Below are 18,588 nucleotides of genomic sequence, written 5' to 3' on the forward strand. Positions count from 1 at the left end.
TTTCGTTTGGGTTTTAAATAATTGATTTTTAGTCTTCTATTTTTGTAGGCTCCCATGCACATTTACAAGTATCACAACTAGAAATAATACCACCCTTTATTACTTTAATACATCCGAGTAACGCTAATAGCCCGATTAAAATAATGCTTCCGAACGCTATAGAATGTTCCATTAACTGATACTACACACAAACAGATATAGTAAAACAAATCATTGCACCAGTCCAAACAAATCCGCAAGCAATTCCCCATCCTGATCCTGTAGTAACTTTTTCCGAATCGCACCTTGGACAACGTTCCCCTTCATAAGCCATACTTCATTCCCCTAACATTTTATAATAGCTCTCCATAAGCTCTTAGTACTGTAATGCGATCTAAAGTAATAAAAAAATGATTTTTGCAAAGCAAAATATCTTATATTTATGTATTACGACATATGTGGCTGAATATTTTACACTTCACAATTCCTTTCTACCAAAAGTGGATTGTTAGCTATGACTTGCTTTATATTCTGTTGTGCTTGTGGCTGTACTGTAATCCCGCCCTGACGAGCAAGTAATATCCACCGGAGACAGGCAAGTGCTTCAAATATGTGTAATTCTTCTTCAGCTATCGGGTGCTCTGCTAGATAAGCATCACGGAATACTTCAGCATATCGCTCTGAAATATAAATTTTCTGCAATGTCATCGACCAGACCGCATCATACCTTGAGTCGCCTAATTGTCCATTCGTCCAATCGATTACGGTATAACGGTTTTCAGCAGTCAGAATATTTCCCAGATGAAAATCACCATGAATCACACGATTCTGCTCTAGCGTAATCATAGGCATAATCTGATACAGTATGTCACTAATATCTGTGTACATTGTGATATCAGGAAAAAAGTAATCTACAAAATCGTATTTCGGCAGTAAAGCATATTCACTTTCTGTGATCTTAACATGATGAATAGCAGACAATAAGGTAGCAGTCTGAACAATTTTCTTTTTGTTCATGTTGGTAAGTGCTGTTCCGTCAAATGTTGTGAGTAATACCTGATCTTCATTATCAAGCATACCCCACCCTATCGGCTTAGATACAGCAATCCCTTTAGCCAAAAGAAACTGCAATAACAGATATTGCGATCCTATATCTGGCTTCGCCTGTTGATTCCATATTTTCAGTACAAAATCACCTTGAGCACACGACAACTTGATGACTTCTGCTTCAAATCCTTGTTCTAACGGATGCTGAACTATATCGTATTTAGGATGTAATAACGTATGTAAAAGATCATCTTGCTCATTCCACTGTATATTGTGAAGGATAGTAGGCAACAAGGTTCCTCTTTTCTGGCAATATGTAATACCTGTAGTTTACATGTATCTTATCATTTCTACAGATACGATACATCTCAAAATAGCTAGCAAATAATTATTAAAAAAGAAGCGGAATCGCACACTATGATGCTTATTCCACTTCCATATGTTCGTTTTAATTTAGTCATTTTATATTTTTCAGACTATAGTGTATATCCATTAGTTCGCATTCAAATCGTCTACATCTTTTTCGAAAGCATCTTGATACTGTTGGAACAATCCTGTATCAAACTTATAGTCCGAATCGTTCGCTTTAGGAGGATCAGTTTGTAATTGTTTGTAAAGTACATCGGTTTCACTAGAAAGCTTACTCCATACTTTTTTCACATTAGCATATTTACTATCGTCCAATCCTTGTATATAAGTATTATATTCCGCTTTCTTATCCATTGCTGCACCTAAACGATCTATTAAAAAGTCTATATCTAATTTATCCCCTGTAGCACTGGTTCCATTGTAAGTATACGAATTGATGTTTACAAATCCATCATTCCAAATGTCTGAAGTTACAAAATTTCTAATTTCGCTCAGCTTTGATTCTACAGTAGGTTGTTCTGCTTGAGTCGTCGCATCACTATTACTCGCAATCTGGTTACCTGCTGCTTCACGAATAGCATCAGCAATTTTTTCCTCATCTGTTTTTTCATTTCCACATCCTGCAAATACACTTAAAGATAAACATGCTAGTCCAATCATTACTGTTTTTTTGCTCCAAATAGGCATCGTCTGTTGCTCCCTTTTTTCATTTTACACACCTTTATTATTATCGGATAATTTAGAAAAATTATGAATTTCTAGAGATACTATTCTATTTTGGATAAGATCTTGTATCACTAAAGTCTGTATGTAGACACAAAAAAGAGGAGCTTATTGCTCCCCTTTTCTAGCTATATCAGTCATCGATTAGGAATCCATTACACTGATTTTTTCCACAGTATTCGTATTATCTTTATACCAGATCATTAGAATCTGTCCTGCTTTGAGATCAGATAGTTTGAGTGTAGTTGCTGTGCTATTTTTATTACTTTGTGGCATGATAGCTGTAATTTGAGAGATAGTTACCCCTTCACTCACCGAGATTGTTTTTTCTACTCCTGTACTGCTGATATTGGATGTATTACCATCTCGTCGATCTGCTGTTGAAGTAGAATTGGTATTTGGTGTATTCGTGTTAGGTGTGCTGTTATTAGGCATACTGCTTGAGCGAGGTGCAGTTGCATCGGTGGGACTAGACATTGTAGCGCTATGATCATTCAGAGCCGGAGAACGACGTTGTGCTTGCTCCATCACATCGATTGTCACTTTGCTCCCATTTACAGAGACTACTTTACCGATCAGATCAGCATTCATCATGCCGCGCATCGCATTGCGATTGCCTCCGCCACCCATTCCACCGCTATTGTTCACAGTAATCTGTTGCGCAGTAATCGCACTACAAGATGTCAATAGAATCATTCCACATAGTAGTAGCATCAGGAGAGATACTGAGTATCTGTTTTTACGCATATTAAGACTCCTTTCTAACAGAAGATCGTAATCGTAAAAAGTCCTTCCGGATCAACCATTCATACGTATCTTTAAAGCCCATATACGATAAAATAATCAGCAACGGATAGACAGGATAGATGTATCTAGACTTGATTTCCCACAAAATGTAGAACCCGACAAATCCTAAAATCACCAGTACTAACGACACTTCATCAAATCGCTTCGCACGTAGACTGCCAATCAGACGAATTAGAATAAAGCAGTACATTAAGAAATTCATCGTATATAAGATCCAGAGTATTCCACTACGATAAGGTGAATTGCCTGCAAATAGATCAGTAGCAAAGGTCGGATAACTATACCCACCCATAATAAAGCCGGTACGCTGACCACCAGAAGAACCATCATTACCTATACCGTATCTTTCGATCTGGTACGTGCCTTCTGTCCATGTCCAGATGATTTTTTTATAATACATCGTTACCAGATCGCCCAAGCTTGCTGATGATAATTTCTGAGCAATCGAGTCTTTATATAACTCGGTACTTACTGCTTTGTTGTAGTCCGCGTCTCGCTGGTAAATGTTATAACTTTCACGGTTATCCCAGAATCCAAATGTTTTGAGGTTAATTCCCATATTCAGCCACATATAGATCGGTGCTGCATTGGTCGTGGTTGAAGTCTTTACTTTACCTGTTGTCTGTAACAGTGCATTTTGTGTCCAACTTGGAATATTGAACAAAACAGCAAACAGACATAAAGACAGTACAACTTTTTTCCAACCGATCTGCTTGATATAGAAAAGAAGCGAAATCACGATCGCCAGCAAAAAGATAATACCTATACTTCTAAAATAGTTACCAAGTGTCACTAAAATAGCTGCAAAAATTAGATATTTAACCGATTTTTCTTTCATAAAACGAATCCCAAAATACAGCGCAGATGTAAGCAAGGTCGTCGCAATAACATCATTATAGATAAAGTTACTCATAAATAAAGATGGAATATACGTTGCGGCAAATACCAGTACACCGTAATCATGGTCTTTGGACTTGGCATTAAGCTGTTTGTAGATTAGATAGATCATCAGTGTTGTGATCAGAGCAAAAACAATATTAGCTAACTTAATCGTTATATAATTATCAGGGAATACCGCCAATAACGCTTCAATATACAACACTGTCGAATAGTTAAACGGGAACATATGCAGATATCCGGTCTGATTAAATGTAGAATAATCGTCTTTATACAACATATTCATCGCCAGTGAAACTACAGTCTGTGAATCATCTGTCGGCAAACGGGTAAACAGAAAAATAATGACCACCTGAATCGCTAACGAACACAGCAGAATAATTGGAATCACAATCTGAGGACGATAGACATTCAGCTTCAAGCACAAACGATACAATATCACACTGAATACCAGTAGTCCGATAATAAGCAATAAGAATGTTCCTATATGCTGTTGCTGTAGCATCGGTGTGTCTCCATATACCACATAATTGTACTCTGCTCGAATAAAAAACGAAGATGCGATAAACAAACTGACAAAGAAAATTAGAATCACATACAACGTTTTTTGGATACCTTTTAACATCGAAAAACTCCTTTGCGGTAACATAGTAGTAGGCATACTAAAAATGCCAGCGATATTTCAAAAATTGAATGTAAACTGTTCCCGTTCCATTCGTGTTCACCCATCGCAAGCAAGTCTGATTCCCACTGAAAAATAGTGATATCCGCAATGTCGATCTACTATTTTTCGGTTGATAGATACTATCTGTAGCGTACTTATTCTCTCTTTAGTTCCTTCTGAAATCTTATTATAAAGGCTCAACCTGAATTATTGATGAAAATGAAAGGCAGTTGCAGATAATTTTTCAGTCATTCTTCATAACTACTGTATGTATTGCATTATTTTAAGGAGGTTTTAGGATGGATTACGAGCAATCTAAGTACCATATTGTAAAACAAGCTAATCTATATATCGCCAATCACAGCCACTATACATGGTTCCAACATCCAGGTTCTGTCTATGAATTGGCAACACTGAAGTTATTAGATATCAAAGGGATAACGACGTTTGCCCCTTTGCAAGAGTTTCCTCATCTTAAAAGTCTAGAATTTGGCACAACCGATAGCACGCTAACGATCCCTGATCTGGTCGGCTTAGATCAAGCGAGTCATTTGGAACGACTGGCTTTTGTCAGCAAAACCAAAATCAAACATAATATCGAAGTCATCGCCCGGCTCTCCAACTTGCAATCATTAGGATTATATAATGTACAACAGGCGTTGCCAGAAGATTTGCTATCTGCGCTGACTGCTCTGCAATCGGTTAGCTTATGTAAGCACAATTATAATAGTTCGGCTTCTCTTCCTGCTACTCTGGAAGAAATCAGTATCACTGTAGACGGTCTAGCTACGTTACCATCTATTCCTCCTGCAATTGGTGTAAAAAAGGTATCATTACACGGGAATCGTTGCCAGATGGATACCCTTCATTCTTTTGCTATTTTTCCAAATGCGGAAGAAATCAAAATCAATGCTCCCAAAATCTTAACAGACCTTTCTTATGTATCTAAGCTTCAACGACTTAAAGTATTGGATATTAACTTTGCCCCTGTAAGTGATCTGACTGCTTTAGATCAACATCCAGCGATAGAAGAACTACGACTACGAGGATCATTGGTTGAGCAACTAGATTCAATTAAGAGTTGTCCTGCGCTTAAAATATTATATTTAGAAAAATCGAAGTTGCAATCTATCGCAAATATACGTACCCAATTCCCGCAATTACAACAATTATGGATATGGGGTACCAAAGTGAAAGATTTAACTCCTTTAACAGATATGAGTACTCTACAAAATCTAGATGTAACCATGCTCAAGCCCAAATCGTGGGACTTTTTAGCGACATTGACCGGCTTAGAAGTGTTGGATGTATACAAAACATCTTTTGCTGATCTTCAGTTGTTACTGGAACTTCCGAATTTAAAAAAAGTGCGGTTAGCTCATAGTAATGTGGATGTAGAGTCAGATGAATATCACGCATTGGAACATGTTATTTTGGCGCGAGGGGGAGTGTTGAAATAATCAAAGAATCTGCTATTGTTCTACTTAATATATAGGGATGTAAATATGTTCAATATCCATATCAATCACATAATGGACTTTTCTATTTTCCACAAACGGAATAACGCTGAAATGATGTAATGTACAAAAAACTGCAATCTGCTCTTGCATCGTTGTTGTTTCTTGTAGAACTTGAGCATACATTTGTTTTAATTCATAGAGATTGCAGTACTTGCCGTAAATGATAACTTGCTGAAAATATCCATCCATTTCTATAAATATCATCAGATCACGATTGAGTGCTAATCAATCTATATAGCTTAGAGTAGGTGAATCATGTGTTGAGGTTGTGCTCTTCTATTTTAATTGTAACTCTACCGTTTATCTACAGCGACTTATGTGTAATGGTTAGCAACGGTGTTTATACACATTTCAACGATTAGGAAAGGTGGAAAATGATATGTCTGCACATTTAACTACAGATCCAGAAGCGATTGAAACGGTCAAAGAACTGATTAAAGATATTGATACTGCTATGCTAACAACGATTTCGGGAGGACGTCTGGTATCCCGTCCGATGAAAACGCAAGAAATCGAATTCGATGGCGACCTCTGGTTCCTCACAAAAAAAGATACATCCAAATACGAAGATATTCTACAAGACCCTCGGGTCAATGTATCGTATGCAGGTAAATCTTATGTGTCGATTAGCGGAACCGCTGAATTCGTCGATGATCCTGCTCGTAAAAAAGAAATGCTGAATAAAATTATCGAAAAAATTCTGGACACCTCTCCAGACGATCCCAACCTGTTATTGATCAAAATCCATACCGAAACAGCCGAGTACTGGGAAAGCGGTAGTGCGATCAAAATGGTCACTCATTTGCTTAAAAAAGCAGTCGGTAAAACTTCTGATCCAAAATCCGAACCTGGATTGAATGAGACAGTAGACTTGAGTCATGCGCCGAAGAGTTAAAGAATAAAAAAGAGTCACTTTGCACAATGTATGCGAAGGGGCTCCTTTTTTATTTAATATTTCTATTATTAATTAATACTTTCAATCATTAAAATTCCTTAAGTTTTTCGAAATAAGCCATCAATTCAACAACTTCTGTAATTAAATCTTGATTTCTTTTATCTAATTTATTTAATAAATTATCGAGTTTTTCTTCAATTTTTAAATTGATATTAATTTTACTAAGAGGTATTTCAATATCCAAAGAACCTTTAATTAAGTTTTTTTTATAATTAGATAAACCTTTATTAAATGACTTCTGTACATCTACTTGTTCAATAACTCCGTGACAAGAAGCACACAAAGTTACTAAGTTATCTAAGTGATGAACTCCTCCTAAATTACGGGGTATTTTGTGATGAATATGAAGATCAACTTCAGATTCGCAAACTAAACATTTATGTCCATCACGCTCTCTAACTTCATTTTTCAGTGATTCTTTAAATTGAATATTCCACATATCTGCGAATATTAATCTTCCTCCGCTAATAATATTTTTCTCTATAACTTCAATATGAGGTTTAATAATAGATTCTACTCGAAAAAGAATTATATCAGCTAAAGAATTCTCATCTGCCTCTAATAATATAATTTGTTCTATTTCTTGAGCTTGTGTATTAATAGTATCTCTTTCGTAAATCAGCTCAGATAGTTTTGATATTAAAATTATTAAATCATTATTTCTTGGTTCTACAATTAATAATTTTTTTGCTCTATTATAAAAAATATCAATGTTCTCATTTGCCCAATTTTTTATTTTTATTTTTATGTTTTGGGATATGAGTGGATGCCATTGTGAATTTTCGATTGTATATGACTTAGTTACTTCATTTCTTTTTACGTAAGGATCACCATTTTTGTATTTTTTAATAATCTCAAGTGAATCAATATAAATTTCTTTATTATCTTCTTCTGATTTCCTATATTCTGCTATTTGTTTTTTATCTAATCTAGAAGAATTTTGTTGATTAATTTCTGATTTTAAAGCACTTAGTATATCTTCTAATTCCCAATTATCGTAATCTTTTTTATCGACTAATCGGGTAAGATCAATATCTTTCCATTTGCTTAAATACTTAATATTGTTTACTGATGCTAATTTAGATATAGAGGTGGTCAATTCCTTCATTTTTTGAGAGTCAAATGGATTATAATCATTTTGAACTTTACTTTCCCTTATAATCTTTTTATTTTTTTTTATTTTTGTTTTTCTAATACTGTAACCTTTATCAATATCGCTTAAAGAAACAATATTAACTTCTTTAAAAAACTCATCAATATTCATTTTCTCCTCCTTTTATTTAAATTAGACATGAGAATATATACCTAATCTTTGAAAGTCATAAGCTTCTTCATATAACTAATATACATATTATTTATTCACATCTAAAGCTATAATTTATAGAAATATTGCAAAATATGATGCTTTAATTCAACACTTTTTTCTGTAATCAAAACTTGCTTTTTTCTATACCTTTGATCCAAATCTCCTTCAAAGTTATACAATCCATTCTCACTATTATTAAATTGTATACTTTAATATCTATACACTTTATTTTTAATGCCTTGTACTTTGATTATCTGTCCCAAACCCTAATAAATATCTTCTTGTAATTTAAAAATAAATAATTATCTGCTTATATCGCAAGTTTCTACGTAAACTTTGAGATATCGAAGAATATAACATAGTTAATGTAACAGAAATAATTCTTGCTCATGACTTAGATCAAAATTATGATCATAAAAGTGAAACTGACCTACATCCAGATGAAAATGACGTTTTTCTATCATTTAATTTTGTTATTTCACGTTTCCATCCGCGAATTTTCTTTCTGGTGTAATCCAAATTGGGCATAAAATCTTCTTTTTACTGTGTTCTATCTAATTTGAGTCAAAGGCCGAACATGTTAATATCGTCCAAAGTGGAATCAGCATGACCTCTTACAATTTCACTCTCATCTTGCAATCCAGCATATACAATAGGCAGTACTAATTCTTTATCGATTATTCCAAACCTTCTCGCCAGATGTCCAAAGCATAATATAGCAATTCCTTTTACATTATCATGAGGGTGCTGGCTGTATTTCAACATAGTATCTTGGATAAATGCTGGATCTTCTGCATATAACGCTAAAGAAACTAATCCCGTAACAATAGCATCAGGATCATCCGAATAAATTAACGCAAGCACTTCTTTATCATTTTCTATAATATGACTATCGTACGTGTCATGTTTGTAAGAAATACAGGCTAGTTTTTGTTCAAGAATATTGATGTTAGCCCATATGTGCGAAGTGTCTTTATTATTTGCAGTTTTCAATTTTTCAAATTCATCAATTGCATTTTTTTTAATACAAAGCTTTTTCTGATTTTGAATTGAGCCAGAGTTGGTTTCTCTATACATTGTATAATGGTTTTTAAAATGATGTCTTGCTTCTGTTAGTGAATAATCTGCATTAGGGCCGCCCCTTACCCGATCTGCATCCAAATCGGTTTGACCATCATCTTCCCAATCACATAACCAACAAATATCGTATCTTCCTTGTTCATCTAGTGTAGGATAACCACAACAAGGACAGTTGAATTTATGCATGTTGCACCTTCTTTTTGAGTATGTACATCGTATTAACTTTATAAAATAATAGATTCCTTAAAGAAGATACTCATAGTATTTCTCTAAGGAAACTTACAATACTAGCTTCATAGTCTTATTTATCATTAAAAGAATACTAAAAGATTATTGTGACTACATACGCAATCCATGGAAGTACTGCACAATAGGATGCTTTAATTTAACACTTTCTGACATGCTCAAAACCCGCTTTTTCCCTACTCTTCGATCCATCAAAGCCAGGATGTTCAGCAAGATATCCTGACCCTCTAGACTTTCATCAATAGGGGTTGCTAAAAACTTGGTTGCCGTTGCGGTAAAATTCGATTTGCTAAGTGCCGTCTGCGCAGATAACAGTTCTTTGGCAAGTCCGTTCATTTTGCGATTACGTGCCATGACTTTCAAGCGATCTTCAGGAACCGCTCCATTGGTCTCTTTGCGAAGCGCTTCGATCTCATCCATGCTGATCGGAATGCGCAGATTGGGATCGTTTTTAATTTCCATTTCGCTCTGATACCAAGTGATTGGACTGGTTTTGTCATTCATATTGAAAATGTTCTTCTTATCTACTGTGATATAACAGTTACCCGATTTGCCGGTCAGATAGCTGTAACTGGTTGCGCGGTATTCTACTTTTCCTTGTAGTGACGGAGCGAGAAAACCTTCTAAATTCTGCTTCAATTTACTCCAGGACATACTTCCTCCTATGTTGTGAAAGCCTGACGACCAATAGAATGGTTGTCAGGCTGTATTTTTAAGTTAGTATGTTGCTTATAACAACATTCATTATATTATATCATTTAACTTCATTTTATATTTCTATTTAACGATATATACAATATTATTATACTAAGTATTTCCAAACGTTAATAAGGAGAACTACAATGTCAAAAAAAATTACTCTTGTTTTATTATTTATAATTTTGATTACGCCTTTATCCTCACCACAAATTATTAATGCTTATGGTAACAGATCAGCTAATCTTTATTTAACTTCATATGATGGTAAAGTATATCTAGGTAATTTATCTACTAATATTAATAATCGTTCTTCGGTTTTCAATTCGTCTGGAGGTTATGGTAGTTCTCTAAGTACCAAAAGTATTTGGAATCAATATGGACTCTACGGTAGCGACTATTCACTATATAGCGCTTGGAATATAAATACTTTAACTCCTCCACAAATCATGTTCAATAAGACTACTATTGGCTATGTATCTGCAAATCCATATAAATTAAATGCTATTCATCCAGCTAAACTCTGGAATTTTGCATACACTTACTAATTGCTTAGATATTCCAATAATATTGCGAATAACATAATTTTATTAATCAGTATCACTTTCTAATAACCTTATAAAATAAAAACGTCCTCCCTTGAATGAGAGGACAATTTTACATTAATCTTGTAATTACTCTGTTTGTGCCTAAATAATATACTTCTACTATTCTTGCACCGTCTCTAATTGCTTCGCCGCAAACTCATCAAGCAACGCTCGTACTTCATTGGTATTCTTGGCGCTCATCAGTTCATTTCTTAGCTCACTGGCTCCACGGAACCCACGAACGTAAATCTTGAAAAAGCGAGGAAGTGGCTTGAACGAACGAGGTTCGATTTCAGAATATTTGTCATGCAAATCCATGTGTATTCTTAACAAATCCAGCAATTCTGTACTGCTATGTTCTCTAGACTCTTGTTCAAAAGCAAACGGGTTACTGAAAATCCCGCGTCCGATCATCACACCGTCTACACCGTACTGCTCCACTAACTTCATACCAGCTTCCCGATCAGCAATATCGCCGTTAATCGTAAGTAGTGTATTCGGGGCGATTTCATCACGTAGCTTTTTGATCTCTGGAATCAGTTCCCAGTGTGCAGGCACTTTGCTCATTTCATCTCTAGTACGCAAATGAATCGACAGATTCACAATATCTTGTTTGAAAATATGAGTCAACCAATCCTGCCATTCATCCACTTCTGCAAAGCCAAGACGTGTTTTGACACTCACAGGCAGACCGCCTGCTTTGGCTGCTTGAATAATCTCTCCTGCGAGTTCAGGACGACAGATCAGCCCGCTCCCTTTGCCATTCTCGGCTACATTCGGTACAGGACAACCCATGTTGATGTCGATCCCTTTAAAGCCTTGCTCTGCCATACCAATACTCATCTGCCGAAAAAACTCGGGCTTATCTCCCCAGATATGAGCCACGATCGGCTGTTCGTCCTCGGTAAACATCAACCGCCCACGCACACTATGATGCCCTTCAGGATGACAATAACTCTCCGTATTCGCAAACTCGGTAAAAAACACATCCGGTCTAGCCGCCTCACTCACCACATGACGAAACACCACATCCGTCACATCCTCCATCGGAGCCAGTATAAAAAACGGCTTCGGTAAATCACGCCAAAAATTGTCTGTCATGTTAAAAATCCTTTCGTTCTATATGAGAATCAACATTATTTTACTTGTATATTGAATATCATCCCAAGATGGCATGTGTATACTTAAAAATAAACAAGGTTGAACTTTGCTATTCTATAGTCTGCCTAAATATCTTTGATCAAACTTTAATAAATGTCAACTATTTAAAGAGTATAGTGTATATGTACATCTCTGCGGATTAATATAAAAGGAAACCTGCTTTAAAAGCAGATTCCCTTTTATGGATAAGACTAGAATAATTGTTTTGTTTTTTTTACACTGATTTCAGGTTCTCCAAATAAACTTAAGATAGTTTGTTCTTTAAAGGTATAGACCGTTTGCCAATCATTATTATTATAACGAGCATAGACTTCATAGCAAGGAAAACCATCGTGGATGCCTTCAAGTTCTAATTTACCTGTATTATGAAGAGTAATATAAAATACATAGTCAATAGCAGGTGCTCCAGTCATTTTGGGATTTGCTGAGTGACAAATGCATTTAATCTTTATTTTTGTGGCATCTTTTGAAACAACCTCATGTCGAATGGTATTATCATCTGCCTTGTCGCTTGTAATTGATACTTTTTTAGTAAACAAATTTGTAAGTCTCTCAAATGTCGTGCCTGTACGAGTATCACCAGAAAATTCAAATCCACCAGAACCTGTTGAATACTTAAACGTTAAATACTGCCTTGTACGAGCAGTAACATTATCAGCGGTTGTAAAGCTTCGATTGTCACCTTTAAATTCTACTTTGTATTGCTCTACACTATTCGGAAAATCAACCCAATCTTCCGCAATAAAAGAACGTATTTTGATTGCTGCGCTAAATGCCATACTAATTTCCTCCTAATATTTTATGAAATATAAATCTTGTGTTCTTTGCATATTTTTAACTATTAAAAGACAAAAGTTCCACACTTATTTCCTTTCTTTACGATAGAAGTAATCAAATGCTTCTTCATATATAAAGTAGAAAATTAACTTGTTTTTACAACCCATATTTAAAATTAACTTTAGATCATATAAATCTTCTTTTCATTTAAAGTTTCAATAACTTTATAAATTGTATATTGGAAATTATTTTCAAGCTTACATCGAAGACTATCCTCACAGTTTTATATTCTCAAAACAAACAAATCCACCCTATAGTATCTCAGGTGGATTTGTTTTCTATATAACAAGTTTATTTACAGAAACTGTGTCTCAAGCGATCTCTTGCGCGAATCAGCTTCAATTTAAGATCATCAAGCCACTGTGGTGCATCTACTATATCTGAACCTTCCAGTGTCCATAACAATTTCGAAAATTGATACAACTTCATAAATCTTTGGAAATACGGAAATGATTTTATATCCTCATCACTTAACGAACGAATCGAACGATAACCTTGTAAGAAGAACTTCACTGGCAAATGATCCACATGTGTAGCATCGTCCAAAAAATCATCCAGAGCTGTAACAATATCATGCGCATACCAACTGTATACTGCATCATCAAAATCGATAACATGAAACGAACGGTATTTCTCTTCATAAAACAAGTTGTCTAGCTGAAAATCATAATGAATCAAACCATAATTACTACTTGAGATAGGCAAATTTTGAAGATATGCCGTAAGTGTATGCAATTCCTGTATAGCTTCTTTCTCATTCGGATAAGATTGTAATATTGTATTTATTTTCTGTAGTATATCCTGCCAGTCCCATTGTCTGTTAGAACTTGGATCGTATAATTCAGATAACTGATGCAGGGAAGCAAGTGATTTCCCCCCAATCTTCACATTGAACTTTGGTAATACTCTCGTCTAATCCAACGCCTGTAGCTGCATGAAATACAACCGCAAAATATGCTCCTTCTGGATGCTGTACCGTTTCTATATACTTTCCATTAACAGAAAGAACAGGAGCCACACAAGGATAGTCATTCGATATCAAATATTCCATAAAGGCAAGCTCACCTGTAATCTGTTCAATTGAACTCTCTTGCTGATAGCTGAATCGCAAAAAGTATCGTGTCTGCTTATGCTCGAACGCATATACAAAGTTAGAACTAGCACGCCAGAACATCAAGCTACCTTCGTCGTGTTCCCAATGTTGCATAAAACTTTTGGCGATATAATCTTCAGACAGACCTTTAACCATATTGCTTAACTTCATCATTTCGTTGTTTTCCTCCCGTTAGATCAGAAAGGACTACACTTTACTAAGAGGCTAGCCCTCTTACCTATATAATATATAATTTGGATGATTAACTCTTTTCAAAAATCATCACTCCTTCTATCGCTAAATCCGTTGAACTCAGTCGTCTAGAAAATCCCTCTTCTTTTCTTGCTCGATTCTATCCCGCAAATAACTTATTTGACCTTCTATTCCATGTTTATGTTCAAGTAAGTCAACAGAATTTAAAAGTCCTAATACCGATTCAAAATAAGCTATCCTTTGTTGTAGAATAGGAACCTCACTTCCCGACCAACTTCTTGAACTTTCCTCAAGCGGTAGTTTTCTGAAATAACTATAATCCTGATTATATAATAAAAATTCTTGAAGTAAGGACAATCTTCTTTCCGTAGAAAAGTGTGAAACAATATGGAAAATCATTTTCATAAGTTCTATGTTTGAATTCAACTTGGAAATGATCTGCTTCAAAAAGTTATCTTGCCTCTCTATAACTAAGGAATTTTCCTCTCTGTTGTGTAAGAAAATAGTTTCTAATAGAGGTTCTCTATATGAATATCTAGTTTTTTGATATTCAAATATAGAGAGTAATACTTCTTCCATGATTTCATCATATTCTTCATGCAGCCAAACACAAGAATAATCATTATCATCATTGTATCGGCGATTTCTCAAATCCTCGTATCTTTCTATTAATTCAAGCATAAATTTAGGTTCTAGTTTAAGAATTTTATTCAGGTTTGAACCATCGTAATCAACATGATGATGACTACACTCAAGCACCACTAAATAAGCCCGTTTCAAAAGGTCAATATCGGCCTTAAAAAGCATTGTAAGATTTTTATTGATTTCTGTATGAGGATTAAACATCATCTCAAATGCCCCAGCAAATTGTTTGTTAACATTAGTCCTTTCCAAAAGTATTGTAATAACTGTGGTAATCATTTTTTCATTCTTGTCCATATATTTTAAAAGATAATCTGTTTGATATGGCATATGCTCAGCGCTAGCTTCTTTGTAAAGAGTGAGTAATAAACTAGCATCTTCTTCTGTTATATTATCTTTTGGCAAATGGAACAAGTATCCATATAGCCAATTATTTATCGAGGTAACATGCGAATTGCTAATAATACTGGACAGTGATTTATAATCTTCCACTCTTGAAGTGAATACAGCCAAAAGGGATATCGGATTAATGGATAACGGATCGTTTAGATTCAAGTATTCATTAAAGACCGTTATACCCAGTGTAGCATCTCGATCTAATAGTGCACCGAAGACCTCAAATAAACTTTCGTAAAACCTATACTCGTCTCGATTTTTAAGAAAGCCACTCGTTTTAATATCGATACATTGCTTAAAGAAGTTTAGATAATCAACCTGAGTATATTCTCTAAAAAAGTCTCTAATTTTTTCATTTCTCATCTCTGTTATTTTACTGTAGTCAAACCCCTCCCCATCTAACTCTTCTAGTTCCCCAAATAACAACTCAGATAAAATATACGTTTCATTTTTAAATTTCTCCTGCATCTTTATGTCGAACTCAATTTTATGATCCTCTAACAAATCGAAATATTCTTGTAAAATGCTGCATTCCAAATAGCTTTCTTTATCAAAGAAATTCACGACAAATGGAAATAGGACGATGTAATCACTTTGTATTATTTCTGTAGTGCAAACATCTAAACGTGACGAACTATAGTTATATATCATTTCAAGTACTTCGCTACGTAGTTCCTTTTTATTGTACAACTCAAATATATAATTCCATATTTTTGTTCTTAATTGATTGATAGATTCTGAATTGTATAACTCAAATTTTCTAAACCGTACTGATTTCCCATGGTAATCGGTACTTTCGAATTTTGTTTTAAGATAGTTATCTGCAATTTTAACTAATAATTTCATCAAAACATCATTTTTATTAATTTGGATTTCATTCCACAATACATCTATTACAATGTGTTGGTATTCATATTCGAACAAATGGGAATCTAAATCAAAACCGAATGTCTCCGTTAATATCGTATACACATATGAGGCTAGACTTGGGCGTTTATCAAACAATGATAAAAGAAGTTCATTTGCTATTTTGAACATCTCTTTTTCCGATGATATAAAAGCACTCAATATACTAAGAAGAGATGGTTTAGGTATGTTATTGTCCTTTTTTATATGGAAGTCCTTATAGTCGAATCCCTCTGGCTCTAGCCCTTTCACACTGTCTCTAACATATAAAAGTGTTGATGTTTGATCTATAAACCAAAACATACTATAAAGTTCAATAGTTGTTTCCCCATCGCCTTTTTCTTTTGCAATAGCTAATGCATTCTTAACGTGAGAACTCATTTTCTCCATAATATCTTTGCTATTTAAGGAATTTAACACAGGGTTAATAGCATCAATTATTAACTGTTTTCTTTTCGGAAAGAATTTATTTAGTAAGCATGAAAAATCGATAATGCTCTCCTTAAAAACCGTCAAATAGAATAGATATGTAGCCAAAACTTGATCCGAAACTCTTACTGCTTCGTTTTCATACATATCAAACACTTCAATATCATGTAATTTCTTTAAGGCTTCCCAAAATTCGTACTTAGAAATAAAAAATGCTTCCTCGATAGAGGTCATTTGATCGTTATTTGAGAAGTCTATAGTGCGAAAAAAAGAAACTATTCCAGCGGTTTTCTTTATATTTACATCATCTAACGCATCAATATCCCTTTTTATTGACTCATAATATTCTTCATAAATCATAGTTACATCTCTAATACTCTGAAGGTTATTCTCCTTTTTTGCTACTTTCGCAGCCATAATAGCAAGCCGTGGATTTCCCTTTGCTATTTCAGATATTCTTTCTAAGTAATGACCGTTTTTTATTTCGAATTCTTCTTCGATTAGATTACTAATCTGCTCATTAGTCAACGGATTAATTTCTAATTCATAACCACCACCGTACTGGCGGGCAATATTTTGAATCTTCTCTATTGCGTAATCCCTCACTGTAACAATGATTTTTATTTTTCGACCGAATTCCTGCTTGTGTATCCATTGGAGTACATAATCAAGTTGGTTTAACCTATTAGCATCATCAACAAAGATTAAAAAGGGCTTAGAGTCAGAAAAGTGCACAGCTAAATCTTCAAAAATACTAACTCCTCTGTTAAAAATGCACCTTATCTCGTAATCTAAATGAATTTGTTTAAATTTATGACAACACTCTAAGGCTATTCTTGATTTCCCTACTCCCGATCGTCCAGAGATCACTATTAAATCTGTAGTTTCCAGTGCAGTTACTATGGCATTTACTTCTTCTTCTCTGAAGTGGAATTGAGTGTCTAACGGAGTCGCCACTGCACTTTTATTATAAGATAAAACAAAATCTTCTATTGTAATGACTTGACCAGTGTCAACTTCAATGCCTAACAGATCCCTTGCAATACCTGGATACTTTTGATACAAGTCGAAAGAAAGGGGACCTATTCCAAAAATATTAATATTAACACCTTTGTCTTGGCATAGCTTTCTTATACCTTTTTCTTCTTCTGTCGAAAGTGAAGAGGTATGACAGTAAACAACCTCATCGATTAGATCGACAGCTATACCTGTTTTACCTTCATCAAAACACTTCTCTAAATCTTCAATAATTTTCTTGTATAAATTTGATTGCTGTGTTGTGTACTCAAAGAAAGCATATTTTCCATTAGTAAGTGTGCATAAGGAATCAGGTGTACCTTTTCTAACTTTATCAGCACCAATGACTGACCCTAACGGATTAATATCGCTATAACCCTTCACATGCAGATAAGCGTCAGAAACCTTCTGAAATACATCCCCACTTAATTCACGAATTCTATTTTGAATTTGGTTTATTTTAGACATTTTAAACCTCCCGACATTTATGTTGGACACTATACTAATTTCGACAGATTCTGGAAGGCATCCTTTAATTTTTTTGTTATTTCGCAACACTTTATTTACTAATTTTGATAGGGAGGGTGAGACATAAGAATCTTATTGCTACGCTAAATATTTACTAGGAGTAAAAACACATGAGCACATTCTCAGAACTTTTGACTGTTCAAGAAGCAGCAGAGAAATTGGATGTAAATATTTCAACTGTTACAAGTTTCATTGAAAGAGGTTACTTACCCGCAAAAAGATGCGGAGGTAGGTCGAGAATTCACATCGATGATCTAAAAGAGTTTGCCTAAATAAGTAATTGGAGTTGAATGAAGATTATGCCCCTATTGTGAAAGAAATATTTGATCTTTATTTTTATAAAAATTGGGGCATGCACAAAATTAGCAACTATCTTATCGAAAAGGGCATTCCCACCCCAAGAACAGTATCAGGGGAAGCAATGCTGGACAATTATGGCATCAAAGCATCGTGAAACTAATTTTAAGCAACATGGTGTATACAGGGACAC

Annotated in this window: 18 protein-coding genes; 5 read left to right on the plus strand and 13 right to left on the minus strand. The window is 34.7% G+C overall.

What is annotated here, in order from left to right; all coding sequences use genetic code 11:
* Positions 1-450: 450 nt before the first annotated feature.
* The 4 genes from ACFSGI_RS18090 to ACFSGI_RS18105 all read right to left on the minus strand — a co-directional run bounded on the left by ACFSGI_RS18090 (position 451) and on the right by ACFSGI_RS18105 (position 4,447).
* Positions 451-1,317 (minus strand): phosphotransferase, encoded by an 867-nt coding sequence (locus tag ACFSGI_RS18090; RefSeq protein WP_204825568.1) that lies wholly within the window; start codon positions 1,315-1,317, stop codon positions 451-453.
* Positions 1,318-1,518: 201 nt separating this feature from the next.
* Positions 1,519-2,082 carry a hypothetical protein gene (locus ACFSGI_RS18095; protein WP_204825569.1) on the minus strand — a complete coding sequence of 188 codons (564 nt, stop codon included), beginning with the start codon at positions 2,080-2,082 and terminating at the stop codon, positions 1,519-1,521.
* 180 nt (positions 2,083-2,262) lie between these two features.
* On the minus strand, positions 2,263-2,814 hold the full coding sequence (locus ACFSGI_RS18100; protein WP_379283865.1) for a hypothetical protein: 552 nt from the start codon (positions 2,812-2,814) through the stop codon (positions 2,263-2,265).
* A 52-nt stretch (positions 2,815-2,866) separates the two neighbouring features.
* Positions 2,867-4,447: a glycosyltransferase family 39 protein gene (locus ACFSGI_RS18105; RefSeq protein ID WP_204825571.1), complete on the minus strand. Its 1,581-nt coding sequence runs from the start codon at positions 4,445-4,447 to the stop codon at positions 2,867-2,869.
* Between the two features lie 338 nt (positions 4,448-4,785).
* On the opposite strand from ACFSGI_RS18105, the gene ACFSGI_RS18110 reads away from it, so the two are divergent.
* Positions 4,786-5,946: a leucine-rich repeat domain-containing protein gene (locus ACFSGI_RS18110; RefSeq protein WP_204825572.1), complete on the plus strand. Its 1,161-nt coding sequence runs from the start codon at positions 4,786-4,788 to the stop codon at positions 5,944-5,946.
* A gap of 24 nt (positions 5,947-5,970) precedes the next feature.
* Here the strand turns inward: ACFSGI_RS18110 and ACFSGI_RS18115 are convergent, their stop codons facing one another.
* Positions 5,971-6,210, minus strand: coding sequence for a hypothetical protein (locus tag ACFSGI_RS18115; RefSeq protein ID WP_379283868.1), 240 nt, complete (start codon positions 6,208-6,210; stop codon positions 5,971-5,973).
* Between the two features lie 175 nt (positions 6,211-6,385).
* Between ACFSGI_RS18115 and ACFSGI_RS18120 the strand changes: the two genes are divergently transcribed.
* Positions 6,386-6,901, plus strand: coding sequence for a pyridoxamine 5'-phosphate oxidase family protein (locus ACFSGI_RS18120; RefSeq protein WP_204825573.1), 516 nt, complete (start codon positions 6,386-6,388; stop codon positions 6,899-6,901).
* An 88-nt stretch (positions 6,902-6,989) separates the two neighbouring features.
* Here ACFSGI_RS18120 and ACFSGI_RS18125 read toward each other — a convergent pair whose 3' ends face one another.
* From ACFSGI_RS18125 to ACFSGI_RS18135, 3 genes are all read right to left on the minus strand, one after another.
* Entirely contained in the window at positions 6,990-8,225 is a 1,236-nt protein-coding gene (locus ACFSGI_RS18125) for an HNH endonuclease (RefSeq protein WP_204825574.1), read from the minus strand.
* Positions 8,226-8,831: 606 nt separating this feature from the next.
* Positions 8,832-9,533 (minus strand): CPCC family cysteine-rich protein, encoded by a 702-nt coding sequence (locus ACFSGI_RS18130; protein WP_204825575.1) that lies wholly within the window; start codon positions 9,531-9,533, stop codon positions 8,832-8,834.
* Positions 9,534-9,686: 153 nt separating this feature from the next.
* The gene (locus tag ACFSGI_RS18135) at positions 9,687-10,247 is read right to left on the minus strand and encodes an SF0329 family protein (protein WP_204825576.1); all 561 of its coding nucleotides are present in this window, start codon (positions 10,245-10,247) and stop codon (positions 9,687-9,689) included.
* Between the two features lie 188 nt (positions 10,248-10,435).
* On the opposite strand from ACFSGI_RS18135, the gene ACFSGI_RS18140 reads away from it, so the two are divergent.
* A complete protein-coding gene (locus tag ACFSGI_RS18140) occupies positions 10,436-10,837 on the plus strand; it encodes a hypothetical protein (RefSeq protein ID WP_204825577.1) in 402 nt (133 codons plus the stop codon).
* Positions 10,838-10,996: 159 nt separating this feature from the next.
* Here ACFSGI_RS18140 and ACFSGI_RS18145 read toward each other — a convergent pair whose 3' ends face one another.
* The 5 genes from ACFSGI_RS18145 to ACFSGI_RS18165 all read right to left on the minus strand — a co-directional run bounded on the left by ACFSGI_RS18145 (position 10,997) and on the right by ACFSGI_RS18165 (position 18,038).
* Positions 10,997-11,977, minus strand: coding sequence for a tRNA dihydrouridine synthase (locus ACFSGI_RS18145; RefSeq protein WP_204825578.1), 981 nt, complete (start codon positions 11,975-11,977; stop codon positions 10,997-10,999).
* 251 nt (positions 11,978-12,228) lie between these two features.
* Positions 12,229-12,816, minus strand: a complete 588-nt coding sequence (locus ACFSGI_RS18150; protein ID WP_204825579.1) for a DUF3238 domain-containing protein — start codon at positions 12,814-12,816, stop codon at positions 12,229-12,231.
* Positions 12,817-13,165: 349 nt separating this feature from the next.
* A complete protein-coding gene (locus ACFSGI_RS18155; protein WP_379283872.1) occupies positions 13,166-13,762 on the minus strand; it encodes a phosphotransferase enzyme family protein in 597 nt (198 codons plus the stop codon).
* Positions 13,716-14,141, minus strand: coding sequence for an aminoglycoside phosphotransferase/kinase family protein (locus ACFSGI_RS18160; protein ID WP_379283874.1), 426 nt, complete (start codon positions 14,139-14,141; stop codon positions 13,716-13,718). Before ACFSGI_RS18160 ends, ACFSGI_RS18155 begins: the two co-directional genes overlap by 47 nt.
* A gap of 138 nt (positions 14,142-14,279) precedes the next feature.
* Positions 14,280-18,038: an nSTAND3 domain-containing NTPase gene (locus tag ACFSGI_RS18165; protein ID WP_204825580.1), complete on the minus strand. Its 3,759-nt coding sequence runs from the start codon at positions 18,036-18,038 to the stop codon at positions 14,280-14,282.
* A 170-nt stretch (positions 18,039-18,208) separates the two neighbouring features.
* Between ACFSGI_RS18165 and ACFSGI_RS18170 the strand changes: the two genes are divergently transcribed.
* Together ACFSGI_RS18170 and ACFSGI_RS18175 are read left to right on the plus strand one after the other, a co-directional pair.
* Entirely contained in the window at positions 18,209-18,370 is a 162-nt protein-coding gene (locus tag ACFSGI_RS18170; RefSeq protein ID WP_204825581.1) for a helix-turn-helix domain-containing protein, read from the plus strand.
* A gap of 8 nt (positions 18,371-18,378) precedes the next feature.
* Positions 18,379-18,552, plus strand: coding sequence for a recombinase family protein (locus tag ACFSGI_RS18175; RefSeq protein WP_379283876.1), 174 nt, complete (start codon positions 18,379-18,381; stop codon positions 18,550-18,552).
* Positions 18,553-18,588 lie beyond the last annotated feature (36 nt).

Origin of the sequence: Paenibacillus nicotianae (genome assembly GCF_042681745.1) — a bacterium.
GTDB lineage: Bacteria > Bacillota > Bacilli > Paenibacillales > Paenibacillaceae > Saccharibacillus > Saccharibacillus nicotianae.